Below are 25,958 nucleotides of genomic sequence, written 5' to 3'. Positions count from 1 at the left end.
TTTGCTAGTTTTTGGCTGAGCTGGGCCGGTACTTGTTTTGTAAGCCTTGCAAGAAATTTCGTAGGACTTGGTCTTTACAAGGACGATAATGTTTATGGTCTGTGCGACGAAAAAATGCGCTTAGCTCATGTTTACTAATGGAAACGCCATTGTTTGATAACAGCGCTAAAACGTCTTCATTTTTCATGTCGAAGGCGATTTTAAGTTTACGTAACACGATATTATTAGTGATTTTTTTATCGGGCTCAGGTGTGGGCCTATCCTGTTTTCCTCGTCGGTCGATAATCAACCCATTTAAAAATATTGAAAATGAGGTGTCTCCACAGCTTACATAAGCTTCGTCGTCATCTTTTTTTAACCAGTTGCTTATTTGCTCGCGTGTCACCTCGTGATCTGCCTGTTTAAAAATATCGATCATTTTTGCATCATTGAAATCGAAGGTGTAGCGAAGGCGGCGTAAAATATCGTTATTGGTCACAAAGGTTCCTAGAATGGTTTGGTCTGGTTGGTGAGAGTATTTTACAGCTTCGTGGGCGCCTGTAGTTCATTTTTTGTATGCGCTGAAAAAGTAAACCGAATAATAGGTGTTTTACAGTGACGAAGCTTTATTGATTTTGTTCTAAGGCCAATAACTGTTTTTTGGCCGCTAAGCCTCCCGCATAACCGGTCAGGCTGCCATGGCTGCCAATAATTCGGTGACAAGGAATGATTAAACTGACAGCATTAGCGCCTATGGCATTAGCAACAGCACGAACAGCCGTTTTATTATGAATAGTGCTAGCGATTGTTTGGTAAGAAGTAGTTGAAGCGTATGGGATGGTTTGTAGGCTACGCCATACGCGTTGTTGGAAATCAGTGCCTACCATTAAAATGGGTAAGTCGAATTGTGTTAATTCTTGTCGAAAGTAGCGATTGAGTTGCTTAAAGGCCGTGTCGATGATAGCTGTTTTTTTGTTGACATAATGCGCGTTTAGGCGCGTTTGTAGACGTCTGTCAATGCTCGCCCGTTTTTGCCGCTGTTGCCAATCACATAGGCATAGTTGATTCTCAAAGGAGCCAATCAGTAGTTCACCTAGTGGGCTATCGTATGATTGGATGTGGATTTCATTTAGCGATCGCATGCTATGGGATTTAGTCCTTTGTAGCGATAGCCCAGTGAATTAAGCGGTTAGGCTACGAGAAACAATTTCAGACACATCTTTTGACAGTGGTGTATGAGCTTGTATGCGCGATAGTTGCGCCTTAATCAATTGTTGTCGCGTACTATCAAATTTTTTCCAGTGGCTTAGTGAATTAGCTAATCGAGCCGCCACTTGAGGATTAATGCTGTCCAGCAGAAGAATGTTATCGGCTACAAATTCATACCCAGAGCCGTCTATTGCGTTAAAGTGCAAAGGGTTGGCTGTGGCAAAAGCGCCAATCACACTCCGAACTCGATTGGGTGTTTTCATGTCGAAGTCTGGGTGCTGAGTTAACTTTTTTACGCTGTGTAATGCGTCGGTTTTTTCTGAACAAGCTTGCAAGGCGAACCATTTGTCGATGACCAGATCTTCATTTTTCCACTGTTGATAAAAAGCATCAAAATAACTCACATTGAGTGGGGTATCGAGGTGGCTTAATTCGGCTAGCGCAGCAATTTGATCGGTCATGTTCCGAGCCGTTTCAAATTGTTGAATACACATTGAACGAACCTCATCGGTTTCTAACGCCATTAAATAATCGAGACAAAGGTTTTTAAATGACCGTTGAGCAATACTTTGTGAATCGGTGCCAGCGCCTACGTGATGATTAGCGTGATAGCGTGCTAGCCATAGGTCTTGTAGAGATGAGGCTAAGGTTTGCTTAACAATGCGGTGTGCTTGGTATAAGGCATCAATATCAATAGTGCTCATTTGTTCGGCCAGGTAAGCTTTGCTTGGAAGGCTTAATAATAATGATTGATAAGCTAGATCTGCTAAAGGCTGTTGCAAAATGGCACGGAATGTACCCACCAGTTCATCGGGTAAGGGCGGTACCTTATGATGGTTCTGTATCGCATCAATGGTTTTAAAAATAAAATAGCTTAGGCAGTTTTGTCCTGCTTCCCAGCGATTAAAGGCATCTTTATCATGTTGAAATAAATGGATTTTCTGTTCAATGCTAAGTGTTTGTTGCAGTTTTATCGGTGCTGAAAATCCACGGAGTATAGAGGGGGTGGGCTCTGTATTAATATCAGTAAAAGTAAATGATTGCTCCGCTTTAGTTAACTCAAGAACCGTTGATGTTTGCTCGCCATGCAGGTTAAGTTCTTTGCCGTTGTCATCGAGTAAACCCAGTCGAATGGGGATGACTAGAGGCTCTTTATTGGCTTGAGTTGAGGGGGAGTTATTGTGTTGTTCGAAACTTACGGTGTAGGTTTTTTCGTTTTGGTTATAGCTTGTTGTTACTGTAACCGTCGGCGTGCCTGCTTGACTATACCACTGTTTAAATTGCTCAAAGTTGGCGTTATTCGCATCTTCTAAGGCAGTGACAAAGTCTTCGGTGGTGACAGCTTGTCCATCATAACGTTCGAAATATAAGTCACAGCCTTTTCTAAAGCCGGTTTCACCTAACAATGTATGAAGCATTCGCACAACTTCAGCACCTTTTTCATAGATAGTAAGGGTGTAAAAATTATTGATCTCAACGAAGGAGCTGGGGCGAATAGGGTGTGACAATGGCCCCGCATCTTCAGCAAATTGATGTGTGCGAAGCATATTGACATCTTTAATACGTTTTACCGCTTCAGAAGTTTGATGGGCGGTAAACTGTTGATCGCGAAAAACAGTAAAGCCTTCTTTTAAACTCAGTTGAAACCAATCTCTACAGGTAACGCGATTGCCAGACCAGTTATGGAAGTATTCGTGGCCAATGACAGCTTCGACATTTTCAAAGTCGGCATCAGTAGCGGTTTTTTCACTGGCCAAAACATATTTTGTGTTGAAAATATTGAGGCCCTTATTTTCCATTGCCCCCATATTGAAATGGCTCACAGCAACAATCATATAGATATCAAGGTCGTATTCGCGACCAAAGGCTTGTTCATCCCAACGCATGGCATTTTTTAAAGACTGCATGGCATGTGACGTCTTATCTAAATCATGCTCTTCGACGTACACTTCTAACGCAACCTCTCGCCCCGAACAGGTTGTAAAAGAGTCTTTTAAGCAAGCTAAATCTCCAGCGACAAGCGCAAATAAATAGCTAGGTTTGGGGAAAGGGTCATGCCAACGGGCAGCGTGTTTATTATCTGCTAGGGCAATGTTTGGGCTACCAGTGCGGTTGCCGTTGGATAATAAAACGGGGTATTCATCTTTGTCGGCCACCATCGTGACGCTAAAGATAGACATGACGTCTGGCCTATCTAAAAACCAGGTAATACGTCTAAAGCCCTCGGCCTCGCACTGGGTACAGAGCATGGTGTTTGATTTATATAAACCACTAAGCGCTGTATTGGTGCTTGGGTTGATGTGATTGCTGATTTCTAAAACAAAACGAGCACTAGGGTTGTGAATAGTGAGTGTTTTATCATCGAGTGTATAGTGTTCAGGGTGAAGTCTTTCACCATCAACTTTAAGGTCAATAAGCGTTAGCTCTTCACCCATTAATACCAAATCAGGGTTAGTTTTTTTACAATCAGGGTTACGGTAAATATTGAGGCGAGAATTGACATGGGTTTTGTCAGCCGATAAGTCAAAATGAAGCTCAGTTTTGCTAATTAGGAACTCAGGAACGGTATAGTCTTTTAAGTAAATAGTTTTTTGTTCGGAAGTAGACATAAGGTTATTTTGATTTAAAGGAGTGGTAGGCAAACAGTAACCATGCGATGAGCAAGGCAACGCCACCAATGGGTGTGATTGCGCCGAGAATGGTGATGCCTGTTAAGCTGAGGATGTATAGGCTGCCAGAAAAAATTAGCATCCCGGCAAGCATAAACCAACCCGCTATGCGTAATAAATTAGATGGATTGTTTTGGTGTAACACGCCGATGAGAATCAGGCCGATGGCATGCCACATTTGATAATCCGAAGCGGTGTGGTAAACGGCTAAATAATGAGGCGATAAGCTGCCTTTAACAGCATGTGCTCCAAAGGCTCCTATTACTACGGCCAAGAAAGCAAAGAAGGCCCCTAAGGTGATAAACGGTAAGGTTTTCATAAGGTGTTACTTTTCTAGTAAACGTGGCATTACTTCAACCAGATTGCAGGGTCGTGTGCGGTAATCAAGCTGTGCACTAATTAATTTGTCCCATGCGGTTCTACAAGCACCTGATGAGCCGGGTACGCAAAAAATATAATGTCCATTAGCAACGCCAGCAATGGCTCTTGATTGCATGGTTGAGGTACCTATTTCATCGTATGAAAGTGTGCGAAAAACTTCACCAAAGCCTGTCAATTCTTTATCTAGTAAAGGTTTTACAGCTTCAGGCGTGCCATCACGGCCAGTGACGCCAGTGCCGCCAGTGGTAATGATGGCATTAATAGCTGGGTCGGCAATCCAAGCGGATATTTTTGCGCGAATTTGGTAGATATCATCAATAACAATAACTTTTTCTGCACACTGGTGGCCTGCATCGACGAGTCGATCAACCAGTGTTTTTCCAGAAGTGTCGGTTTCTTCTGTACGCGAGTCTGAGACCACCATAATGGCGATATTAAGTGGAATAAATTGACGAGAATTTGTGGGCATTTTGGCTACCGAATAAGTAAAAAGAAGGCACTATTACCGCGTTGAATATTCAGTAGTAGCGAGTTGGATCTACGTTGTTTGATGGCATTGGTTAGTTCAAGGATGTTACGAACGGGAATGCGGTTTACTTGGCTAATGATATCACCTTTACGTAAACCGTTTAGCCAAGCAATAGAGTTGGTTGCGACGTCGGCAATTTTGACGCCGTGTTTGATGTTGTACAGTTGGTCACCATCAGATAAGTTAGACAGTGTTACCCCGACCAATTGATTATGAATACGCGCCCCATCGATAGAAACCACTTCATGTTGAGCGATGGTGATAGAGACAGGTAGTTGCTTGCCGTTACGTAAGATTTGTAGTTTGGCATTGTCGCCAATAGTTAGCAGTCCTAGGCTGTTACGTAAACTGGCACTATTTTTTATCGGTTTGCCATTTATGCTTAACACAATATCGCCGGGGCGTAAGCGGGCTTTTTCTGCCGGGGAGTTGGCAGCAACTTGGCTAATAATAACGCCATGTTTGACCCTAAGACTAAATGCTTTCGCCAGTTCAGGGGTTAAGTCTTGAACACTAATACCTAACTGCCCACGTTTGACTTTACCAAACTTAACCAATTGGTCTTTTAGGCTAACGGCCATATTACTAGGGATCGCAAAACCAATACCAACATTGCCGCCGCTCGGTGCCAGGATGGCGGTGTTAATCCCCACCAGTTCGCCTTTCAAGTTAATTAACGCGCCACCAGAATTACCAGGATTAATAGACGCATCTGTTTGAATAAAATCCTCATAACCTTCAATCCCAAGGCCAGAGCGGCCAAGCGCACTAACAATACCTGAAGTGACGGTTTGCCCAAGGCCAAACGGGTTGCCTATGGCAATAACAAAGTCGCCAACCCGTAAATGGTCAGAGTTGGCGATGTGTAAATCGGTGAGCCGATCGGCCTTAATTTGAATAACCGCAACGTCAGAATCAGGGTCGCTGCCGACCACGTTGGCGTTAAATGAGCGGCCATCGCGCAAAGTCACCGTTATTTTGTCGGCTTTATCAATAACGTGGTGATTAGTAATGATAAGTCCTTTATTTGCATCGACGATGACGCCTGAACCTAAGCTTTGCGTGGAACGCTTTCTTGGTGTGTTGGGGAGCTGGAAAAAACGTCGAAAGAAAGGGTCTTGTAATAGAGGGTTTTCGTGCTGTTGAACCATACTTCTAGTGGCAATATTAACAACAGCAGGTGTTACTTTTTCTAAAACGGGCGCTAAGCTAGGCAGAGGTTTTTCGCCTATAAAAGCAGGCAGTGCAGCGTGCGCAGGTAAACTCGTAGCAAGGACTAATAAACCGATCAGTACAAATTGTTTAAGTCTTAACATCATAAACCTCTATGCTATTGATCTACATCGTCGGCGTCAACTTGTCCGCTCATACGACGACGTATGTGTGACCAAGACATACCTGTTGTCATAATAAAACATAAAATACATTGAATAATATAAGTGACCGCATCGATGTTATCAGCTGGCACAAGCCCCCAATCAACAATCATCCAGAATATGGTGCCAAAAAAAGCAATTGCCAAGGCAATGCCGATAGCACCAAGGGAGCGTAAAGTGGCGCGTATATAAATGACCCAACCAATTATTAAAATCAGCCCGGCAAGTGCCATAAGGGGTGTTATATCGGGTGTTTTTGTGACGACCCAATGGTAATAAGATAAGCCAGCGGGGTTGTAGCTTGCAAAGACGAGTACTGTTGCAATGGCTAAACGAATGAAAAAATTAGTGGCCGAGAACTGATTTGTTTTCAATGTATTATCCTTAATGAGTCACCTTGATGAGACGTATTCTAACTGAAAATGCTAACTTCTTTACGAACGCTTTAAAAGCGTTTTGAAAAAAGCGTAGCAAGTGTGACGTAATTGGAAAACACTAATTTCTATGGCTGAAATCAGACCATTTTTATTGCATGCACTACACTGTGTTGTATATATAGATAATTAATTGATCAAACCGAATTAAATGAGCGTGAGACCACATCAAGATAACCAACATATTTTAAGGAAATTTATTCCTTTAAACACCTTACCAAGCGGCCACTTTTCGACTATTTGCAATGAATGTCTTATTGAAGAGTGCGATAAGGGAACGGTGTTATTTGAGCAAGGGGATGATGCTAAAGAGTTTATCTATTTGATCAGCGGAATGATTAGCTTATTTGCCGGTGAGATGGAAATGGAAACCATCGTAACAGGTTCGGAAGTGGCGCGTTTTGCAATCGCCCACCAATTGCCCCGTAAAGTTCGAGCAGTGACGAAGTCTAAAGCGAGGATTGTGCGAGTTCCTACTTATATGCTGGATATGGATAACCCCGAAGATAATGGGCAAACCTATTTGGTAGATGACGTTGAAGACCATAGTGGCGATTGGATGACAACGATGTTGCAATCGCCGGTCTTTCAACGGTTGCCCGCATCAAATTTACAAAAAGTAATGATGCAGATGGAAGAGATCGCTTTTGAACCGGGTGAGGTTGTTGTTAAACAAGGGGATGAGGCGGATTTTTATTACATCATTAAAACAGGTAGTTGTGAATTGATACGTCAGCCTTCTGAAGGTGCGCGGTTAATCAAGTTGGGTGAGTTACATAGCTGTGATGCTTTTGGCGAAGATGCGCTGCTATCAGGCAACCCAAGGAATGTAACGGTTCAAATGAAAGGCAAGGGGCAAATGCTTCGCCTATCAAAAGCTAACTTCATCAAGTTGGTTAAAGAGCCAGTATTACAATATGTAAACTTTCAAGAAGGGCAGGAAAAAGTCAGTGCGGGTGCTAATTGGTTAGATGTAAGAGGGGTCGATGAATATGTTGATGATCATATTGACGGCAGTGTAAATATCCCCTTCTTTTCGTTACGAATGAAAATCGCTGAATTGCGTCACGATCAATTACAAGTATTGGTCTGCTCCAATGGTCGAACCAGTGAGGCCGCAGCATTTCTACTATTGAAGTTTGGTTTTAATGCGCTGATTTTGAAAGGAGGAATCGCTAGCAGGTCTACCAGTAAGAGCAAGAAAAAGGCACCAGAATTGTCCTTAAAAGAGGTGCCGTTATCAGCCGTTGCGACAACATCAAATGAGAATCAAGGTGCGACGGTTAGTAATGCTGACAGTTTGAATGCTAAGCAGTTAGAAGAGGCGCAACGTAAAATAGCAGAGCTTGAAAAATTATGCGCGCAATCAAATGAAAGGTCTAATAAGCTTGAGTTAGAGCGTAGGGGCTTACAGCAACAATATGAGCAACAAGCAGCCCTAGTCGCTGAGCTGCAATTATCATCAAAGCGTGTGTCAGACGAGCTGCTAGCGCTGCGCAATGGTCATGGTGACCGTGAGGTGGAAATGAGCCAGGCGCTGCTTGCTGAAAAAGAAGCAGGTTTGCAGCTTTCAAAAGAACTGGAAGATAAAGCCCTAGCGCTGGATAAGGCGCAGCAAGCGATGGAGAGTTCTCGTGAATCGCTTAGCCTGTTAGGCGAAGACATTAAGGCGAAGGATAAGGAGCTCGATGAGCTTAAACGAACGATCAGTGATATTAATACTCGAGAGGCAGAAACGACAACAACGTTTAAGGAAACGTTGGCGATGGCAAAACAAGAAGCCATCGAATTAAGAAACCAAAAAAAGGCCTTGGAAGAAAAAGTAGAGGCGACTGAGCGCGAAATGGGCGGGTTACTTAAATCTCAAACTAAACTGGAAGAAGAAAATAAACAGCGGATTAATGATAAGGAAGCGGCTAACTTAGAGAAAGATAATCAAATTCAGCAGTTAAATTCCCAATTGTCTGAAATGCGTTCGACTATAAAGAGCTCGGGCCAGTTGCAAACACAATTAGAGAGCCAACTTTCACAGACTAGGCATGAACTAGAGCAGTTAAAAGAAAAGCAAAACGATGCGATAGAAAAAAATAAAGCAGAGGCTGATGCTCGTCGCCAAGAGCTTGAAAGCGATATAAACGCGTTAACACAACAAGTAGAAGAAAAAGATACAGCGTTAGAAAAGCAAACAGAGGCGTTAGGCTTCTTGGCGGAAACCTGTGAATCATTGAAAGAGAAAAGCAGGGGGTACGACCAAACCCTGCATGAAAAGACAACTAAACTTGAGGCTTTGACAAAGGCATTAGAAACGGCAGAGAAAAAACTTGAGACGTTTAGTCAAGAACGAGAGGACCTAGAGTCCGCTGTGTTAGAAAAAGATACGCTGTTGGCTGAATGGCGTGAACAGTCTGTTGCAATGAATGCTGAGGAAGCTGCTTTAGAAGAAAAGCTAGCACAGTCGGACAGTCATTTATCGAATGTGTTGGCTGAAAAAACAGTTTTAGCTGAACAGTTAAATGAATTGCGAGAACTGACCGATGAGCTAAAGAGTAACGAAGATAACTACTTAACAGAGGTTGACAGTCTTAAACAACAAAAATCGCAAGCAGAAAAGGCGTTGGCTGAGTCGCTTAATGAATCAGAGGCTCGAACAGAACAGTTTGAAAAAGAAGCGATAAAACTACGTCAGCAGGTGATTGCCCTAGAAAGCTCTCTGAGTGAAATAAGCTCAGGCAAAGAGTCGTTAGAGAGTGAGTTGAAGAAGCGCCTTGCCGAGGCGCAAAATGATGCCAAAGTAGCACTAACAACGCAACAAGATGTTGAGCAGCAACTGAATCGCGAAGTGAGTGAAAAGGAAGCTATCCAAAAAAGCCTAATAGCCTTGGAAAAACAGTTGGCGCAGAGGCAGGGTGAGCAGCAACAATTAAGCAAACAGTTAGATGAATCGCAAGAAAAGCTTGAAGAGCTGCGTGAAGGCGGAGAAGCTGAAGTATTACGTTTAACGAAGTTGCTACAGCAGGCCGAATCAAAACTTCAAGAAAGAAACGTAGAGTTTAATTCGTTGACTAAGGAAAAAGAGGGTGATGTTAGGCAGTTACAACAAAAGGCCGATATGCTTGAAGCCGAGTTGGACATGCTGCAAAGAGCTGAGGCTGAAAGCGCGCAGGAACTTAATAAATTAGCGTCAGAAAAAGAAGCTGCAGAGCAAGCGTCATTAGTCACTAAATCTCAGCTTGATAGTCTGTTGATTGAGCAACAAAAAGTCACCGCAGAGCTGTCTCAAGAGCGTCAAGAAACGAAAATGATCATCCAAGAAAAGGATGCTAAGAATGCTAAATTAGCAGACTCGTTAGAGCAGCTCAAAGGCCAGTTGAAAGCATTAGAAGAGTCATTGCTCGAACAGACGCGACAGCTCGATGAAGCTCATGTTCAACAACTTAACAAATTGGACACAGAGCTAAAAAAAGTCAAACAGCAGCAGGAGCTTAGCGAAGGGCAGCTGATGTCAGTGCAAGCTGAGAAAGATGAGTTGCAACAGAAACTATTTGATGCGGAAGCAGTTTTATCGAGTGCTACGGGTGATCAACGAGAATTATTGGTGCAGCTAGAAAAAGCGCGCAATGAGTCTGTGGAATTAACACGAACGGTTGAGTTAAAACAAACTGAAATGGATGAGTTTGTATCGCTAAAAAAAGAACTGGAAGAAGAGTTGTTGACGTCTAAAAAGGCGCATAAAGCGCTGAGTACTTTAGCGGACAGCGCTGAGCAGCGTTGTGAGGAACTGAATAATGCTTTAGCTCTACAAGTGTCAAAACAGCAAGATAAAGAACGGATGTTTGAAGAGCGGTTAAAGGCGTTAGAAAACCAGCTTCAGCAGACAGAAAATGACCTCCAAAAAGAGCGTATTGCTCTACAAAAAGCGGAAACAAACTTATCTTCCAAGGTTAGTGAAAAAGAAGAAATGCGCGTCGCCTTATCAGAGTTAGAGCAACTTAAATTGTCGGGTGATAAGGTTGTTAACGTATCACAGCAAAAAATGGCTGAGCTGGAGCAATCGCTAAAAAGCCTTAAAGTGGAAAAAGAACAGTTGATCAAAGCGCATAATGATGCAGATGAAAAAACTGCTCAGTTAACTGAGCAACTATTAACGGCGCAAAATGCAGAGAAAGAAACATTAAAAAGGTTAGATCAGCTGATGAGCTCACTTGAGACCGATAAGCACGAAAAAGCGGCCCTGCAAGAGAAGCTGGCGGATATTAATAACAACAATAATGAGTTGAAGCATCAACTTGAAAAGATGGAAAGAAATGCGTCTAGTGCGGTCGAGAATGATCCAGCAGAAAAACGAATAAAAGAGTTGGAAAAACAGTTAGATGAGGCGTCAACTATGTTGCTGGATCTTGAGATAAAACTAGAGACATCCTCTAGCGATGTAGTAGAAGAATCCAGTGAAGAAGAGAAAAATGCTCTTAAAGCACTTCAGTCAGAGCTAGATTTAGTTCGGGAGCAAACAGAAAAAGATATCCAAGCAATGCAGCTAAAAGTAGAAAATAGTGAAAAAATGAATTTGGCGCTGAAGAAAAAGATCTTGACGATGCAAACGTTAGCAAACCAAGAAGTGCTTCCTGAGAAAACACAAAAAGAAAAGAAAAAGGGCTGGTGGAAATAATACAAAAAGATGGTGTTGAATATGTGGCTGCGGTTGAAGTTGAAACGCTAGCAAGCCTAAGTTCCAGAGCATTTGAAGTCGACTTGGGTGATAAAGGTGCTTGCAGTGGTTTTTTTGTGCGCGAACAAGACATGACGCTGAGAGCGTATAAGAATAACTGTCCCCATACAGGGGCGCCATTGAACTGGATGCCAGACCAGTTTTTAAGTCGAACTGGTTTATATATTCAATGCTCTATTCATGGGGCGATGTTTAAAACACAAGATGGCGAGTGTTTTGCTGGGCCATGTAACGGGAAGTGGTTAAAGGCATTGAGCTTTATTGAAAAAGACGGAATGTCTTATATTGCCTTACTTGATCTCGAAAAAAGCCCGTCAATTTGACGGGCTTTTTAAGGTATTTTTGCGCAGACTATGGCCTGTGCAGAAAGCTAAGTGCTGATTGGTTCAGACTTATTTTATTTTAGCTTCCTTATACATAACATGCTGTCTAATGGTTGGATCAAATTTTTTGATTTCCATTTTTTCTGGCATATTACGTTTGTTTTTTGTTGTTGTGTAGTAATGGCCTGTTTTAGCGCTTGAAACTAATTTAATTTTATCTCTCATTTTTCAGTCCTTAAACTTTTTCGCCACGTGAGCGAATGTCGGCCAAAATAGCGTCGATGCCATTTTTGTCAATTGTACGCATGCCATTTGCTGAAACGCGTAAGCGAACAAAACGATTTTCGCTTTCTACCCAAAAACGGTGGTGATGAAGATTCGGCTCAAAGCGACGACGAGTTCTGTTTTTCGCGTGAGAAACATTGTTTCCCGACATAGGGCGCTTGCCAGTGACTTGGCATACTTTAGACATGATAAAACCTCTATTAAAATTAATTGATTGGCAACTTACTGCGAAACGGTGCGAATTTATACCAGAATATGATAATTGAGTAAAGAAAAAATTCGTTTCTATTCTTAGATGTGGCCTAGTTCAGCGAGTGAGGAGGCATCGCCGCTGCCGATGATTAAATGGTCTAAAACGCGAATATCGATTAACTTTAATGCCTCGATTAGTTGGTGGGTAACCTGTATATCGGCTTGACTGGGTGTTGGATTCCCTGATGGGTGGTTGTGAGCAAAAATAACTGCTGCGGCATTGTTAGCAAGAGCGCCTTTAACAACTTCTCGTGGGTGTACACTAGCACCATCAATAGTGCCAAAGAATAATTCTTCAAAGGCAAGAACGTGGTGCTTGGTGTCCAAATAGAGACAAGCAAATACCTCTCTTTGCTGATGAGCTAGTTTGCTTTTTAAGAACTGTTTGGTGTCATCGGGGGTGTTGAGCGCGTTTTTATGGCGGATGTTTTCGTGTAAATATCGACGTGCCATTTCTAGCACGGCTTGCAATTGTGCATATTTAGCCTTACCCAACCCATGCCCCTGACAAAACTCAGGTTGCGATGCGTGCATTAGCGAGTTTAATGAGCCAAATTGCTTGAGAAGGCGGCGAGATAGGTCTACGGCGGTCAAGCCTTGAGTGCCTGTACGTAAGAAAATGGCGAGAAGTTCTGCATCGGACAGTGAGGCGGCGCCTCGACTTAATAATTTTTCACGGGGCCTTTCCAATTCAGGCCAGTCAGTAATAGACATAATCAATCCTTGATAATGATAGTGGCTTGGATCATAGAATATATCGTGTTGTGTGACATAATGGGGTATTACTTACATAAAGATGCAGAAAATATTGTGAATGAATTACAGTATCGGCGTGTGTTATTGGGCGTGACGGGCGGAATAGCCGCTTATAAGGCCGCCGAAATTTTGCGCCAATGTCAAAATATGGGTGCTGAGGTGCGTGTTGTGATGACCCCAGCGGCAACAGAATTTATTACCCCGTTAACGTTTCAGGCGTTGTCAGGCTTGCCTGTGCATACTCAATTGATGGATGTCGAAGAAGAAGCAGGTATGGGGCATATTAACCTGGCTCGTTGGGCTGATGTGGTTTTAGTGGCGCCAGCCAGCGCAGACTTTATTGCTCGCTTAGCTTCCGGTATGGCGAATGATTTGTTGACAACGCTTTTGCTGGCAACAGAAAAACCAGTGATGTTGGCGCCAGCAATGAATCGTGCGATGTTTGATGATCAAAATACACAAAACAATATCCGTCAGCTTGAGTCTCAAGGCGTGGTTATTTTAGGGCCAGGCGAAGGCGTGCAAGCCTGTGGTGAGGTTGGCTTAGGGCGAATGCTCGAACCGGAAGATTTGGCGCAAGCCGTTGTCGAACATTTCCAAACAGGTGAGTTGGCAGGGTTAAATGTTTTATTAAACGCAGGGCCAACAAGAGAAAACATTGATCCTGTTCGCTATATCAGCAATCACAGTTCTGGGAAAATGGGCTTTGCATTGGCGCAAGCCTGTGTAGAGGCGGGTGCGCACGTGACGTTAGTGGCGGGACCTGTATATATGCCAACACCGTCTGGTGTGGAACGAATTGATGTGGTGAGTGCGCGCGAGATGGCGGATGCTGTGCTTTCAAGGTCGGCGCAAGCCGATATCTTTATTGCCTCAGCTGCAGTTGTGGATTACACCCCAGTTGAAATTGCCGAGAATAAGATAAAGAAAAACGCATCGCAGATGCAGCTAACTCTGGTTAAAACAACAGACATTTTGACCAGTGTCGCAACACAAGGCAGCGCAACGTTTTGTGTTGGTTTTGCGGCAGAAACGGATAACTTAGAAGCGTATGCTAAAGGCAAGTTAGAAAAAAAATCGTTGGATATGATTGCGGCAAATTGGGTGGGCCGGAAAAACGTTGGTTTTAACAGTGAAAATAATGCCTTATCGGTCTACTGGAAAGGTGGTGAGCAAGAGCTCGGCTACATGCCCAAGTCTGAATTGGCTCGTGAATTAGTGACATTAATAGCAAAAAGGTACCATGAAAAAAATACAACTTAAATTACTGGATGATCGTTTAGGTCAATCAATTCCTTTACCGGAATATGCGACAAGTGGTTCTGCGGGGTTGGATTTACGTGCATGTTTGGATGAATCGTTATTGGTGAAGCCTGGGCAAACAACGTTAATTCCAACCGGAATGGCCATTCATATCAGCGATGCTAATTTGGCGGCAGTCATCTTGCCTAGATCAGGTTTGGGGCATAAACACGGCATAGTATTGGGTAATTTAGTTGGTTTAATTGACTCTGATTATCAAGGGCAGTTATTTGTTTCATGTTGGAACCGCGGTGATACGGCCTTTAATATTGAGGTTGGGGACCGGATTGCACAATTGGTTTTTGTGCCTGTGGAACAAGTTGAGTTTGAGCAAGTAGATCATTTTGATAACAGCCATCGTGGCGAAGGTGGTTTTGGCCATACAGGACAAGGGTAAAAAATGATAAATAAAACAATACTTGTGCTGATGTTGCTTGTTATTGCTTTGGGTGGTGCGGGCTATGTTTACCTCGGTCAGATTGACCAACAAAATATTGAGCAAGCCGAACAGTTAACCAAGCGGACAGAAAAGGCGAGTGATACTTTATCAGCAAAAGTAAGGGCGTGGCGTCAGGCCCTAGAGGATGTGGCGAAAGCACCAGCTTTGATTGAAGGCTTGGACGGCGGTGAAACAGCGGCAACAAATTGGGTGGCAGCACAAGCAGCGTTGATAGATGACATCGTATCGTTACGAGTTGTTAAGCCGGACCTGATGCAGGTTGATCCGACGAGTAAGCCGCCCTTGGGCTATGCAACGCTGGATCTAATTAGAAAAGTAGAGTCATCAAAGAAAGCTCAAATGCCAGAAGTTCATATGATGGAGACAGATCATCAACATGTTGTAATAGCACTACCTGTATTAGACGGCGAGACACTGCGAGCAGTGATGCTCGGCGCATTTGAGGTGCCGGCCATACAGACGGCATTTAGTGTGGCCATAGGCAGTGAGAAAGAGGGTTTTTTAACGCTTAAGCAAGGTGCGTTGAAGCTTGTTGGTGATGGCGCTTCAATGCATCAGATGGGTGAGAGTATTGGCAGTGTGCCAGTAGCAGGAACGCATTGGCGCATAAGTATAAAAAGGCAAGCGTTAGCAGCGCCTATTACTAAAGCAGAGTTGTTTACCTACCTTGTTGGAGCATTGGTAATGGTGCTGCTTGCAGGGGTGTTGCTTGCCCTTGTGAAACATAAAGATAAATGTCGAGAATGGGTTGAGGTGATAAAGCAAAGCACAAGCAAGGCGTCTAAAAAGCCGCTGGTTTTGAAAGATGATGATATTTCCCCACCAGAAGATGAGGCGCGTGAACATAAACAAATCGTCGATAGCATTAAGGAAGAAAGTGTTGATGCGGGTGACTCAACATCAAGTCCAATTTTTATGAAAGACGATGTAATTGATGTGGTAACCCAAGCCGAAGTGCCGCAGTCTATTTTTAGGGCATATGATATTAGAGGGATTGTTGATAAGACATTGACAGAACAGGGTGTGTTTTTGATTGGACGTGCGATTGCTAGCGAAGCGTTAAGTGTAGGTCAGCAGACTATAGCGATTGCTCGTGATGGCCGGCTGCACAGTCTAAGGCTTAGCGAGTCACTATCCAAGGGCATACAAGCTGCGGGATGTAATGTGATAGATGTTGGCCAAGTCCCAACCCCCGTCTTGTATTTTGCAACCCATCAACTAGACACCCAATCAGGGGTAATGATAACGGGTAGCCACAACCCAGCAAATTATAATGGTTTGAAAATTGTTATTGCGGGTAATACGTTGTCAGGCGAGGCGATTCAGCAGTTATATCAACGCATTCAGCAAGATAACTTGGAAACTGGTGAAGGCGCTTACCAAGAGCAAATGATGTTACCTGAATATATTGGTGCTATTACTGGCGATGTTCGTTTAGGCAGAATGATGAAAGTAGTGGTCGATTGCGGTAATGGAGTGGCTGGAGAGGCTGCCCCAATGCTACTGTCGACGTTAGGCTGTGAAGTGATTCCGTTGTATTGTGAGATTGATGGTAATTTCCCAAACCATCATCCCGACCCGAGCAAGCCAGAGAATTTACAAACGCTGATCGACAAGGTGCGTGAGGAAGAGGCGGAGCTGGGTTTAGCTTTTGATGGCGATGGCGATCGTTTAGGCGTGGTTGACTCGGATGGCAATATTATCTGGCCGGATAGGCAAATGATGTTGTACGCGGTTGATGTGCTATCTAGACAAGCAGGCGCGGACATTATTTATGATGTGAAATGTACACGGAACCTTGCCAAAGTAATTGCCAAACATGGCGGGAAGCCCATTATGTCGCAAACAGGGCATTCACTGATTAAAGCTAAAATGAAAGAGACTAAAGCAGAGCTTGCAGGTGAGATGAGCGGGCATATCTTTTTCAAAGAGCGTTGGTTTGGTTTTGATGATGCTTTATATACCGCCGCACGACTATTAGAAATTGTGACAGCAGAGTTTAGGTCAACAGCCGAGATTTTTGCAGAACTACCTGACAGTGTGAGCACCCCCGAATTAAATACTAGTTTGGCAGAAGGTGAAAACTTCAGTTTTGTTGAAAAATTGCAGTCTCAGGCAACCTTTGACGAAGCTAAGGTTATTACCATTGATGGTATCCGTGTTGAATTTAAAGATGGTTGGGGGCTGGTCAGAGCATCGAATACAACGCCTTCGTTAGTATTGCGCTTTGAAGCGGATAATGAGGTGTCGTTAGAGCGTATAAAAGATGTATTTAGAGAACAAATGTTGAAAATTAATGCGGACATAGCGTTACCTTTTTAACCGTACTATTTATCAATATGATTTGTAGATGAGGCATGATGGAAAATAATAAAATTGATCCAATTCAGACAGCGCACGTTTTAAGTGAGGCGCTTCCGTATATTCAAAAATTCTCGGGTAAAACCATTGTCATCAAATATGGCGGAAACGCCATGGTGGACGAAGACTTAAAAAGTGGTTTTGCACGAGATATTGTGTTGCTAAAGCAGGTGGGTTTAAACCCGGTTGTTGTTCATGGTGGTGGACCACAGATTGGTCGTCATCTCGAAAAATTGGGTATGAAAAGCCAATTCGTAGATGGTATTCGCGTGACAGATAGTGACACGATGGATGTTGTTGAGATGGTGCTTGGCGGTTTAGTTAATAAAGAAATTGTAAGTCTTATCAATCAGCATGGAGGCTCAGCTGTTGGCCTAACAGGTAAAGATGGTGACTTAATAAGAGCGAAGAAAATTTCTAGTAAAGAAGCAGCAACAGAAGAGGCTTCAGAGCTGATAGATATGGGACATGTTGGTCATGTTGATAGCATTGACTCTGCAGTTGTTGATATGCTGGTTCAAGGTGATTTTATTCCTGTTATTGCGCCTATTGGCGTGGGTAAGGATGGGGCTTCTTACAATATAAATGCGGATCTTGTTGCGGGGAAAATGGCCGAAATTTTATCTGCAGAAAAGCTGTTGTTGTTGACCAATACATCAGGCTTGCTAAGTAAGGAAGGTGAATTATTAACAGGCTTGTCTATTGATGAGGTAAATAAGTTGATAGACGATGGCACCATTTTTGGTGGCATGCTACCAAAAATTCGATGTGCGATGGATGCGCTGAATGGTGGTGTGAACAGCGCCCACATTATTGATGGGCGTGTTCCACATGTTGTTTTGCTAGAGCTATTAACTGATAAAGGTATGGGTACTTTACTGGTTAGAAGTTAAGGTGTTAGCTGATTAAATTGCTCGATGAGCTGGGCAGTTTGTTCGCTTTTACAGGTAGCTTTTCCGCCTTTTGAATTAGCACAACGGATATCCAGCATAATATTTAGTTCGGCTTTATTGTTAACTTTAGTTAATGAAAGGCCGATGTCTTTGCTAAGCCTTGGTGTCCTGGTAAGGATGAGTTCATCCGAGCGATACACAATGGTAGCGCCAGCGTCAGTGATAAAGGATGATGCTTTGTCCCATAGTGTTTCGCAGGTATTTGCGTCACATGTTAACTGGCCTAGAAAGAGGCTAGGAATGGTTTCTGAATCAATGGTAGGTGTTTCAACTGAATGAGTTTTTAATACGTTGAAGCGTAATTTATCGTTCGCGAGTTGTTCGCTTAACTGTGTTTTTTGTAATTTAAAGTCAGCGATTTCTTGTTGATTTTTATCAAATTGTGCTTGAGCAGACTGAATGTTAGAAAGGTTTTTTTGCGGTATTTTTTTTCCTGAACGTTCGAAATTTGCAGCCGCCGCTTGGTGAAGAATAAGTTGTTTTTTAAGTGTCTCAGACTGACTTGTAGCGATTGTTATATGTGAATCAAGCATCTCAAGTTTGCTGTTTGCCAGCGTGTCGATATCTTCTTCTGAGCGAAATGTTTTTAATAAAGCGCTATCTTTAGCCAATTGTGACTGTAAGAGCTCTTTTTGTAAGGCTTGTAAGTGATTGATTTCTTTCAGCCGCTGAATTTCTTCCGGGGTTTTAGCAGCATCTTTTACAGCGATGGTGCGGCCTTCTTCATTTAGTTCTTCTCGTTCTCGCCTTGATTCTTCAGGTGGCACTTTGTCCGAAAAGGATACGTTTCCATTCTTATCAACCCACTTATATAGTTTTCCAGCAAAGGTTGGGTTTGAGAGAGTCAATAAAAGGATGGATAAAATTAAACGGTTTTTTTTTCTCATGGGAATTAAAGGTCTATTTTTTTTGAAGATTAAATCAATTAATGGTTATCATAGGCATAGACTGAAAACTTAGGTATCAGAGTGAATAACATTCATTATGGTTATATGCCATTTTTCGTTATATAACGAATGTGCCTGTTAGTGAGTATAGTTTAGAAAGTGGTATTTGTGGGAATGTAAACAGATGCTGGTTTTTTTAATATTTGATTCATTTTGGAGTATGTATGCCTACCGATAACTTCCCTTTCATCGCCGATGCGAATGATACGGATCCGCAAGAAACCAACGAGTGGCTTGAGGCACTTGAGGCGGTCATTGAACATGAGGGTAAAGATCGCGCCCATTTTTTACTTGAAACATTGATAGAGAGAACCAGATCTGCAGGAGCGGATATCCCGTTTAGCGCTGCAACGGCGTATATCAATTCGATATCGATTGCAGAACAAGCGCAATATGTTGGTGATAGAACCTTAGAGCATAAAATTCGTTCGTATGTTCGTTGGAATGCCATGGTGATGGTGCTTCGAGCGAATAAAAATACTAATGTTGGTGGGCATATTGCCAGCTTTGCATCATCAGCTACATTATATGATGTGGGTTATAACCATTTTTGGCACGCAGCGAGTGAAACGCATGGCGGAGACTTAGTCTATGTGCAAGGACATGTAGCAACTGGGATTTATGCACGTGCATTTATGCTGGGTCGTTTGAGCGAAGAGCAGATGGACGGCTTCCGTCAAGAAGTTGATGGTGGTGGTTTGTCATCTTATCCGCACCCTTGGTTAATGCCCGATTTTTGGCAATTCCCAACGGTTTCAATGGGCTTGGGGCCGATCATGTCGATTTACCAAGCGCGCTTTTTGAAATACCTGGAAGACCGAGGTTTTGCTAAAACCTCAGAGAGAAAAGTCTGGGCGTTTTTGGGCGATGGTGAAACCGATGAGCCAGAATCCTTAGGTGCCATTGGTATGGCTGGTCGTGAAAATCTTGATAATTTGGTATTTGTTATCAACTGTAATTTACAGCGACTAGATGGGCCGGTTCGAGGTAATGGGAAAATTATTCAAGAACTAGAGTCAGAGTTTAGAGGCGCTGGCTGGAATGTCATTAAAGTTGTTTGGGGTAATCGTTGGGATGCCCTGTTAGCACGTGATACTGAAGGTCATCTACGTAAACGTATGATGGAGTGCGTTGATGGTGACTACCAAACCATGAAAGCCAAAGATGGGGCTTATGTACGTGAGAACTTCTTTAATACGCCAGAGCTAAAAGCAATGGTGGCTGACTGGTCCGATAAAGATATTTGGGATTTGAATCGTGGTGGACATGATCCCGCTAAAGTATATGCTGCGTATGATGCAGCTTGCAAAGAAACAAATAGACCGACTGTGATCCTAGCAAAAACCATCAAAGGTTATGGCATGGGTGAGTCAGGTCAGGCGCAAAATACCACGCACCAGCAGAAGAAGATGAGTCATAACTCATTGCTTCACTTTAGAGATAAATTTGAGCTACCGATTTCTGATGAAGATGTTGATAATCTTGCCTATCTTACTTTTCCAGAAGGCTCGGCAGAACAAGAGTACATGAAGAAGAAGCGCGAAGATTTAGGCGGCTACTTACCTGCGCGTCGTGAAAAGTCAGAGTCTTTAACGATTCCAGACTTAGCCGTATTTGAGCCGATGATGAAAGGGACATCGGAAGGCCGTGAAATTTCCACCACGATGGCTTTTGTTCGGTTATTAAACATTTTGTTGAAAGATAAAGAGATTGGTAAACGTATCGTGCCTATCGTGCCAGATGAGTCGCGTACGTTTGGTATGGAAGGCTTATTCCGTCAGTTAGGTATTTGGTCGCACGTGGGTCAGTTGTACACACCACAAGACTCAGATCAGCTGATGTTTTATAAAGAAGATAAGAACGGTCAAGTATTGCAAGAGGGCATCAATGAGGCCGGTGGAATGTGTGACTGGATTGCAGCAGGTACGTCCTACTCAACCAGTGATGTGCCAATGATCCCGTTCTATATTTTTTACTCAATGTTTGGCTTTCAGCGCATTGGTGACTTGATATGGGCTGCGGCTGATCAGCGTGCACGTGGCTTCTTATTAGGCGGAACAGCCGGGCGTACGACACTTAATGGTGAAGGGCTTCAGCATGAAGATGGGCATAGTTTGTTATGGGCCTCATCTGTGCCGAACTGTATTTCATATGATCCAACGTTCAATTATGAATTAGCCGTCATCACGCATGATGGTTTAAAACGCATGTTCCAAGAGCAAGAAGATGTTTTCTATTACCTAACGGTTATGAATGAAAACTATGCGCACCCAGCAATGCCAGACGGTGCAGAAGAAGGCATTATTAAAGGCATGTACTTGTTTAAAGAAGGGGCTTCGAAGAGCAAACTGCGTGTGCAGTTATTGGGTTCTGGTACGATCTTTAACGAAGTGATTGCCGCGGCAGAACTATTGAAAACTGATTGGGGTGTTGAAGCTGATTTGTGGAGTTGTACCAGTTTTACGGAGCTGGCCCGCGAGGGACAGGCCTGTGAGCGTGAAAACCGCTTGAAACCAACGCAAGAAAAACGGATACCTTATGTGTCTGAATGTTTAAATGAACGTCAAGGCCCCGTTATTGTGTCGACAGACTATGTGCGTTTATTAGCAGATTCAATTCGCCCATTTATTCGCAAGCATTGTTCAATATTGGGTACAGATGGTTTCGGTCGATCAGACACCCGTGAGAACCTACGTCGTTTCTTTGAAGTTGATCGTTATTATGTTGCCATTACCGCACTAAATGCGCTGGTAGACTTAGGGCAAATTAAGGCTGAGGTTGTTCAGCAGGCCATAGAAAAATATGAAATAGACACTGAAAAACCTGCGCCATGGTTAGTGTAGAGCGAGCGATAGGAGAATTGAATGAGTGATTTAATAGATGTAGCGGTGCCAGATATTGGTGATTTTGATGCTGTTGAGGTTATTGAAGTCTTAGTTTCTATCGGTGATTCAGTTGAGGTAGAACAAGCCTTGTTGACGTTAGAGAGTGATAAGGCAAGTATGGAAATCCCTTCATCAGCAGCAGGGGTGGTCGAAGAAATTTTAGTGACGGTTGGCGACTTTGTGGCAGAAGGCACTGTTGTCGTTCGCCTAAAAGAGCTTAACTCGTCAGAGCAAGCGAAGGCACCAGCTCAAGAAGCAGCAGCTGAACCAGTACAAGAAGAAGTAACAGAAAGCGAAATTAATATTCATGTCCCAGATATTGGTGACTTTGATGCCGTTGAAGTTATTGAAGTGAATGTCGCTGTCGGCGATGTGGTTGAAGAAGAACAATCGTTGTTAACCTTAGAAAGTGACAAAGCCAGTATGGAGATTCCTTCGACCTCAGCAGGTACCGTTAAAGAGGTTAAAGTCGCCGTCGGTGAGCAAGTCTCAGAAGGTGATTTAATTGTAGTTTTATCCGGCCAAGCGGCTGCAACAGTGAAGGCTGAGAGTCCGGCAAAGTCTGAGCCAAAAGCAGAAGAAAAAGCGCCAGCAAAGCCAGCGCCGAAATCGCAAACGAATACCAATCCCAATACCAATGTTGCAGCGGCACCGGTGACTTCAAAACCAATGGGACATATTCATGCAAGTCCAACGGTACGCAAGTTTGCAAGAGAGTTGGGTGTTGATTTATCAACGGTTACCAAGGCAACAGGGCCTAAAGGCCGGCTTTTAAAAGAAGACATTAAACAACACGTTAAGCAAATTATTGCCGGCCAATCAGCGACGTCTTCATCAGTTGGCTCGGGGATTCCACCTATTCCAGAGGTTGATTTTACAAAATTTGGTGAAATAGAGGAAAAACCGCTCAGTAAGATTAAGCGCTTAACAGGCACGAATTTAACGCGTGCTTGGCTGAATGTGCCGATGGTGACACATCATGAGCTAGCAGACATTACTGATATGGAAGCGTTCCGTAAATCATTAAAAGCAGATGCTGAAAAACGGGGTGTGAAGGTCACGTTTTTAGCATTTATGATGAAGGCTTTAGTGGCTGCATTAAAAGAGTTTCCACAGTTTAATGCCTCGTTATCGCCAGATGGTAATAGCTTGATTTATAAAAAATATTACAACATTGGTATAGCTGTTGCGACACCAAATGGGCTTGTTGTACCTGTCTTTAAAGATGTTGATAAGGTCAGTATTTTTGAGTTGGCTGAACAAATGGGCGTGATCAGTAAAAAAGCAAGGGATGGTAAGCTTTCGCCAAAGGAAATGCAGGGCGCATGTATGACGATCTCAAGCCTAGGTGGAATTGGCGGTACTGCTTTTTCACCAATTGTTAACGCCCCCGAAGTGGCGATCTTAGGTGCGACACGTGCAGAGATGCAGCCGGTCTGGAATGGTAGTGAATTTATCCCCCGCTTAATGCTTCCATTAGATCTCACTTATGATCATCGCGTGATAGATGGTGCGGATGCTGCCTCCTTTATGGTAGCGCTTTCACGTTATCTCAATGACATCCGTCGTGTGTTGTTGTAGGAGGATATGATGGCTAATCTAATAGATATAAAAGTTCCAGACATTGGCGAGTTTGATGACGGCGTAGAGGTAATTGATATTCAGGTCGCTGTGGGTGATAGCGTTGCGGTCGAAGACAGTCTTTTGACCTTGGAAAGCGACAAGGCGTCGATGGATATTCCAAGTACCTCAGCCGGTGTTGTGAAAGAAATAATGGTTGCATTAGGCGATAAAGTGGTTGAAGGTGATTTATTGATAAAGCTTGAAGCATCTGAGGCTATGGCGACGCAGGACTCGTCAGCTGCTGACGATATTCCAGTGGCAGAACCTGTTTCCACGCCGCCTGTAAGCGCAAATGAAAGTGCTGATCTGCATGTGGATGTACTGGTTATGGGCGCAGGTCCTGGTGGTTACACGGCGGCCTTTCGCGCAGCTGACCTCGGCAAAAAAGTGGCGCTTATAGAACGCCATGCCTCGTTAGGGGGCGTTTGCTTGAATGTTGGATGTATTCCATCAAAAGCACTATTGCACCAAGCGCAGGTTATTCATGAGGCGGCAGAAATGTCAGCACATGGCGTTACTTTTGAACCTCCGACGTTGGATATCGATGCCATTCGTGGCAATAAAGAGAACATTATTCAGCGCTTAACAGGTGGCTTAGCAGGCTTAGCAAAACAACGAAATGTTACGGTTGTGACAGGGTATGCGAATTTTGCATCCAGTCATTCTGTTGTGGTTGAAAATGAAGGCAGTAGCCAAACGATATCCTTCGATAATGCAATTATTGCAGCCGGTTCGCAGCCGATTAAAATCCCTGGTTTCCCATACGACGATGATCGTCTGATGGACTCAACAGGTGCGCTCGCTCTGGCCGATGTTCCTGAAAAAATGTTGGTGATCGGTGGCGGTATTATTGGTTTAGAAATGGCGACGGTCTATCATGCTTTAGGTTCAAAAATTAGTGTGATTGAATTAATGGATCAATTGGTAGCCGGTTGTGATAAAGACCTTGTTAAGCCCTTACATAAAAGATTATCGAAACAGCTTGAAAATATTTACTTGAAAGCAAAAGTAACGGCTATTGAGTCAACAGATGATGGCTTGAAAGTAAGCTTTGAAGGCGAAGGTGTGCCCGACTCAGCGGTATATGACCGAGTGTTGATGTCTGTAGGTCGTCGTCCTAACGGCAGTTTAATTTCGGCAGATAAAGCCGGTGTGAATGTAGATGAGCGCGGCTTTATTTCGGTCGATAAGCAAATGAGAACCAACGTACCACATATTTTTGCGATTGGTGATGTCGTTGGTAACCCTATGTTAGCGCATAAGGCAGTTCATGAAGCAAAAGTAGCCGCTGAAGTGATAGCGGGTGAAAAAGCAGCCTTTGACCCTATGACGATTCCATCGGTAGCATATACCGACCCTGAAATTTCATGGATGGGATTGACCGAAACAAAAGCAAAAGCGGATGGTATTAAGTACGAAAAATCTGTTTTCCCATGGGCAGCGAGTGGTCGCGCCTTGAGCATTGGCCGCGATGAAGGGATGACCAAAATCCTTTGGGATCCTGAAACAAAACGTATTTTAGGTGCAGGTATTGTTGGCACCAACGCAGGTGAATTAATTGCCGAAGCGGTTTTAGCATTGGAAATGGGCGCAGATGTTGACGATATGGGGTTAACCATTCATCCACACCCGACCTTATCTGAGACCTTGTGTTTTGCAGCAGAAATGCAGGCGGGTTCAATTACCGACTTATACGTTAAAAAGAAATAAGTCGGGTCAGGCGATGAGCGTATCACTGAATTTTGTACGACACGGTGAAGCGGGTAGGCCGATAATTATTTTACATGGGCTATTTGGTAGCGCGCGTAATTGGCAGGGAATTGCAAAGCAATTGGCAGAACGCGACACGGTATACAGCTTAGATTTACGTAATCATGGTTCATCTCCACATGCTGATGAGATGGGGTATGAATCAATGGCGGCTGATGTGCTAGCGTTTATGGCGCTTGAAGACATTAAAGAAGCGGTGGTACTAGGCCATAGCATGGGTGGGAAAGTTGCGATGCAACTGGCCCTCTCAGAGCCAAAAAAGGTGAGTCAATTAATTGTTGTGGATATGGCACCTGTGACGTATTCGCATAATTTCGATGATGTGTTGTTGGGCCTATATCATGTACCACTTGACAGCGTCGGCTCAAGAAAAGAAGCTGATCAGTACTTAGCTGAAAAACTAAGTACGCCCAGTTTAAGACAGTTTTTACTACAAAACTTGGTGGCGAATACATCAGGGGGTTATCAGTGGCGAGTTAACCTTGCGAGCATTGAAAAAAGCATGCCTGATATTATGGGGTTTCCAGCAAATAGCCTTAAGAAGCAGTATGCGAATCGTGCGTTGTTTATTAATGGTGGTCAATCAACCTATATGACGTCACGCTACCGAGAACCGACGAAAGAAATGTTTCCAGCCGCCGAATTTCAAACCATAGCTAAGTCTGGCCATTGGCCGCATATTGAATCACCTGTGGAATTTATGACGTTGCTTAATAGTTTTTTAAGTTAGAAGAAAAA

At 43.5% G+C, this 25,958-nt stretch carries 21 protein-coding genes; 10 read left to right on the top strand and 11 right to left on the bottom strand.

The genetic code is table 11. The annotated features are described in order from the left end of the window. Positions 1 to 4 precede the first annotated feature (4 nt). The 7 genes from Q91_RS09740 to Q91_RS09710 all read right to left on the bottom strand — a co-directional run bounded on the left by Q91_RS09740 (position 5) and on the right by Q91_RS09710 (position 6,517). Entirely contained in the window at positions 5 to 478 is a 474-nt protein-coding gene (locus Q91_RS09740) for a DUF1456 family protein (RefSeq protein ID WP_015006728.1), read from the bottom strand. 127 nt (positions 479 to 605) lie between these two features. Beyond that, positions 606 to 1,121 carry a methylated-DNA--[protein]-cysteine S-methyltransferase gene (locus tag Q91_RS09735; RefSeq protein WP_015006727.1) on the bottom strand — a complete coding sequence of 172 codons (516 nt, stop codon included), beginning with the start codon at positions 1,119 to 1,121 and terminating at the stop codon, positions 606 to 608. A gap of 39 nt (positions 1,122 to 1,160) precedes the next feature. Further along, a complete protein-coding gene (gene pepN, locus Q91_RS09730; RefSeq protein ID WP_015006726.1) occupies positions 1,161 to 3,797 on the bottom strand; it encodes an aminopeptidase N in 2,637 nt (878 codons plus the stop codon). 4 nt (positions 3,798 to 3,801) lie between these two features. Then, positions 3,802 to 4,176 (bottom strand): DUF423 domain-containing protein, encoded by a 375-nt coding sequence (locus Q91_RS09725; protein WP_015006725.1) that lies wholly within the window; start codon positions 4,174 to 4,176, stop codon positions 3,802 to 3,804. 6 nt (positions 4,177 to 4,182) lie between these two features. After that, the gene (gene moaB / locus Q91_RS09720; protein WP_015006724.1) at positions 4,183 to 4,707 is read right to left on the bottom strand and encodes a molybdenum cofactor biosynthesis protein B; all 525 of its coding nucleotides are present in this window, start codon (positions 4,705 to 4,707) and stop codon (positions 4,183 to 4,185) included. 5 nt (positions 4,708 to 4,712) lie between these two features. Next, positions 4,713 to 6,086, bottom strand: coding sequence for a DegQ family serine endoprotease (locus Q91_RS09715; RefSeq protein ID WP_020162614.1), 1,374 nt, complete (start codon positions 6,084 to 6,086; stop codon positions 4,713 to 4,715). Between the two features lie 11 nt (positions 6,087 to 6,097). Beyond that, positions 6,098 to 6,517 carry a DUF6524 family protein gene (locus tag Q91_RS09710; protein ID WP_015006722.1) on the bottom strand — a complete coding sequence of 140 codons (420 nt, stop codon included), beginning with the start codon at positions 6,515 to 6,517 and terminating at the stop codon, positions 6,098 to 6,100. A 211-nt stretch (positions 6,518 to 6,728) separates the two neighbouring features. Here Q91_RS09710 and Q91_RS09705 point away from each other — a divergent pair, with 211 nt between their 5' ends. Continuing rightward, positions 6,729 to 11,243, top strand: coding sequence for a cyclic nucleotide-binding domain-containing protein (locus Q91_RS09705; protein WP_015006721.1), 4,515 nt, complete (start codon positions 6,729 to 6,731; stop codon positions 11,241 to 11,243). Continuing rightward, positions 11,234 to 11,626 (top strand): Rieske 2Fe-2S domain-containing protein, encoded by a 393-nt coding sequence (locus Q91_RS09700; RefSeq protein ID WP_015006720.1) that lies wholly within the window; start codon positions 11,234 to 11,236, stop codon positions 11,624 to 11,626. The genes Q91_RS09705 and Q91_RS09700 overlap by 10 nt, the downstream gene beginning before the upstream one ends. Before the next feature lie 69 nt (positions 11,627 to 11,695). Here the strand turns inward: Q91_RS09700 and rpmG are convergent, their stop codons facing one another. The 3 genes from rpmG to radC all read right to left on the bottom strand — a co-directional run bounded on the left by rpmG (position 11,696) and on the right by radC (position 12,877). Next, positions 11,696 to 11,851, bottom strand: coding sequence for a 50S ribosomal protein L33 (rpmG, locus tag Q91_RS09695; RefSeq protein ID WP_015006719.1), 156 nt, complete (start codon positions 11,849 to 11,851; stop codon positions 11,696 to 11,698). A 10-nt stretch (positions 11,852 to 11,861) separates the two neighbouring features. Further along, on the bottom strand, positions 11,862 to 12,098 hold the full coding sequence (gene rpmB / locus Q91_RS09690) for a 50S ribosomal protein L28 (RefSeq protein WP_015006718.1): 237 nt from the start codon (positions 12,096 to 12,098) through the stop codon (positions 11,862 to 11,864). A 104-nt stretch (positions 12,099 to 12,202) separates the two neighbouring features. Further along, complete coding sequence (gene radC / locus Q91_RS09685) at positions 12,203 to 12,877, bottom strand: DNA repair protein RadC (RefSeq protein WP_015006717.1); 675 nt, start codon at positions 12,875 to 12,877, stop codon at positions 12,203 to 12,205. A gap of 60 nt (positions 12,878 to 12,937) precedes the next feature. On the opposite strand from radC, the gene coaBC reads away from it, so the two are divergent. From coaBC to argB, 4 genes are read left to right on the top strand one after another with little or no spacing between them, the layout of a single operon-like run. Then, positions 12,938 to 14,182, top strand: a complete 1,245-nt coding sequence (coaBC, locus tag Q91_RS09680) for a bifunctional phosphopantothenoylcysteine decarboxylase/phosphopantothenate--cysteine ligase CoaBC (protein ID WP_015006716.1) — start codon at positions 12,938 to 12,940, stop codon at positions 14,180 to 14,182. After that, on the top strand, positions 14,163 to 14,618 hold the full coding sequence (gene dut / locus Q91_RS09675) for a dUTP diphosphatase (RefSeq protein WP_015006715.1): 456 nt from the start codon (positions 14,163 to 14,165) through the stop codon (positions 14,616 to 14,618). The genes coaBC and dut overlap by 20 nt, the downstream gene beginning before the upstream one ends. Positions 14,619 to 14,621: 3 nt before the next feature. Next, entirely contained in the window at positions 14,622 to 17,003 is a 2,382-nt protein-coding gene (locus Q91_RS11845; protein WP_015006714.1) for a phosphomannomutase/phosphoglucomutase, read from the top strand. Between the two features lie 38 nt (positions 17,004 to 17,041). Then, positions 17,042 to 17,935 carry an acetylglutamate kinase gene (gene argB / locus Q91_RS09665; RefSeq protein ID WP_015006713.1) on the top strand — a complete coding sequence of 298 codons (894 nt, stop codon included), beginning with the start codon at positions 17,042 to 17,044 and terminating at the stop codon, positions 17,933 to 17,935. Here the strand turns inward: argB and Q91_RS09660 are convergent. Beyond that, complete coding sequence (locus tag Q91_RS09660; RefSeq protein WP_015006712.1) at positions 17,932 to 18,882, bottom strand: DUF4124 domain-containing protein; 951 nt, start codon at positions 18,880 to 18,882, stop codon at positions 17,932 to 17,934. The two genes, argB and Q91_RS09660, sit on opposite strands and share 4 nt — an antisense overlap. A 224-nt stretch (positions 18,883 to 19,106) precedes the next feature. On the opposite strand from Q91_RS09660, the gene aceE reads away from it, so the two are divergent. From aceE to Q91_RS09640, 4 genes are read left to right on the top strand one after another with little or no spacing between them, the layout of a single operon-like run. Further along, entirely contained in the window at positions 19,107 to 21,785 is a 2,679-nt protein-coding gene (aceE, locus tag Q91_RS09655) for a pyruvate dehydrogenase (acetyl-transferring), homodimeric type (RefSeq protein WP_015006711.1), read from the top strand. Positions 21,786 to 21,806: 21 nt separating this feature from the next. Beyond that, entirely contained in the window at positions 21,807 to 23,408 is a 1,602-nt protein-coding gene (aceF, locus tag Q91_RS09650; RefSeq protein ID WP_015006710.1) for a dihydrolipoyllysine-residue acetyltransferase, read from the top strand. Positions 23,409 to 23,417: 9 nt separating this feature from the next. Then, on the top strand, positions 23,418 to 25,160 hold the full coding sequence (gene lpdA, locus Q91_RS09645; protein WP_015006709.1) for a dihydrolipoyl dehydrogenase: 1,743 nt from the start codon (positions 23,418 to 23,420) through the stop codon (positions 25,158 to 25,160). 13 nt (positions 25,161 to 25,173) lie between these two features. Beyond that, entirely contained in the window at positions 25,174 to 25,950 is a 777-nt protein-coding gene (locus tag Q91_RS09640) for an alpha/beta fold hydrolase (protein ID WP_015006708.1), read from the top strand. Positions 25,951 to 25,958: the final 8 nt, after the last annotated feature.

It is taken from the genome of Cycloclasticus sp. P1, from assembly GCF_000299965.1.
GTDB classification, from domain to species: Bacteria; Pseudomonadota; Gammaproteobacteria; order Methylococcales; family Cycloclasticaceae; genus Cycloclasticus; species Cycloclasticus pugetii.
Note: the sequence above shows the minus strand (reverse complement) of the source record. Positions and strands in the feature narration are given on the sequence as shown.

Excerpts from the sequence above, each read along its gene's own strand:
- Q91_RS09735 (WP_015006727.1), bottom strand. The coding sequence starts at position 1,121 with ATGCGATCGCTAAATGAAATCCACATCCAATCATACGATAGCCCACTA.
- pepN (WP_015006726.1), bottom strand. The coding sequence starts at position 3,797 with ATGTCTACTTCCGAACAAAAAACTATTTACTTAAAAGACTATACCGTT.
- Q91_RS09725 (WP_015006725.1), bottom strand. The coding sequence starts at position 4,176 with ATGAAAACCTTACCGTTTATCACCTTAGGGGCCTTCTTTGCTTTCTTG.
- moaB (WP_015006724.1), bottom strand. The coding sequence starts at position 4,707 with ATGCCCACAAATTCTCGTCAATTTATTCCACTTAATATCGCCATTATG.
- Q91_RS09715 (WP_020162614.1), bottom strand. The coding sequence starts at position 6,086 with ATGATGTTAAGACTTAAACAATTTGTACTGATCGGTTTATTAGTCCTT.
- Q91_RS09705 (WP_015006721.1), top strand. The coding sequence starts at position 6,729 with ATGAGCGTGAGACCACATCAAGATAACCAACATATTTTAAGGAAATTT.
- rpmG (WP_015006719.1), bottom strand. The coding sequence starts at position 11,851 with ATGAGAGATAAAATTAAATTAGTTTCAAGCGCTAAAACAGGCCATTAC.
- rpmB (WP_015006718.1), bottom strand. The coding sequence starts at position 12,098 with ATGTCTAAAGTATGCCAAGTCACTGGCAAGCGCCCTATGTCGGGAAAC.
- radC (WP_015006717.1), bottom strand. The coding sequence starts at position 12,877 with ATGTCTATTACTGACTGGCCTGAATTGGAAAGGCCCCGTGAAAAATTA.
- coaBC (WP_015006716.1), top strand. The coding sequence starts at position 12,938 with ATGGGGTATTACTTACATAAAGATGCAGAAAATATTGTGAATGAATTA.
- dut (WP_015006715.1), top strand. The coding sequence starts at position 14,163 with ATGAAAAAAATACAACTTAAATTACTGGATGATCGTTTAGGTCAATCA.
- Q91_RS11845 (WP_015006714.1), top strand. The coding sequence starts at position 14,622 with ATGATAAATAAAACAATACTTGTGCTGATGTTGCTTGTTATTGCTTTG.
- argB (WP_015006713.1), top strand. The coding sequence starts at position 17,042 with ATGGAAAATAATAAAATTGATCCAATTCAGACAGCGCACGTTTTAAGT.
- Q91_RS09660 (WP_015006712.1), bottom strand. The coding sequence starts at position 18,882 with ATGAGAAAAAAAAACCGTTTAATTTTATCCATCCTTTTATTGACTCTC.
- aceE (WP_015006711.1), top strand. The coding sequence starts at position 19,107 with ATGCCTACCGATAACTTCCCTTTCATCGCCGATGCGAATGATACGGAT.
- aceF (WP_015006710.1), top strand. The coding sequence starts at position 21,807 with ATGAGTGATTTAATAGATGTAGCGGTGCCAGATATTGGTGATTTTGAT.
- lpdA (WP_015006709.1), top strand. The coding sequence starts at position 23,418 with ATGGCTAATCTAATAGATATAAAAGTTCCAGACATTGGCGAGTTTGAT.
- Q91_RS09640 (WP_015006708.1), top strand. The coding sequence starts at position 25,174 with ATGAGCGTATCACTGAATTTTGTACGACACGGTGAAGCGGGTAGGCCG.